General features: G+C 57.3%; 1 protein-coding gene. It reads left to right on the plus strand.

Going from position 1 to position 478, the window contains the following annotated elements; translation table 11 throughout:
• Positions 1-478, plus strand: a 478-nt coding sequence (locus B4F73_RS06240) for a TonB-dependent receptor domain-containing protein (RefSeq protein ID WP_290482767.1), incomplete at both ends; no start/stop codon positions are given.

Consider the following 478-nt stretch of genomic DNA (forward strand, 5'->3'; position numbering starts at 1 on the left):
TCGCAGATCTCGACGGCTTCACCGAGCCGCCAGTCGTCAGTGGTGACTTGGTTGGACTGGTAAGCGGTTATGGAAACGGACTGGACTACGGCTCCAACGATACGTCGTGGGTTAGCGCCAATTGGGACGCCGCCATCGACTTGAGCGGCATCCTGGATATCACAGGGGACATCGGCTCAAGGCCTCAAAGCAACCGTTCGGTCGAAGAAGAAGACTTGGGCGGCTACGTCCAGCTCGACTTCGAAACCGACCTGTCAGGCATGAATCTCCGTGGAGATATCGGTGCGCGGTATGTTGAAACGACTACCACTGCTTCGGGTTATGTGCCTGGCAGTGGCGGACTTGCGCTCCGCACGGTGGAAAACTCCTATACAGATTTCCTTCCGGCGCTGAACCTTGTTCTGGAAGCCTCCGACCAAATTCAGTTCCGCGCTGGCGTCGCCAAAGTCATGGCCCGACCATCGCTCGGAAATCTGAC

Origin of the sequence: Hyphomonas sp. UBA3601 (genome assembly GCF_002375605.1) — a bacterium.
In the GTDB taxonomy this organism is placed as follows: Bacteria; Pseudomonadota; Alphaproteobacteria; order Caulobacterales; family Hyphomonadaceae; genus Hyphomonas.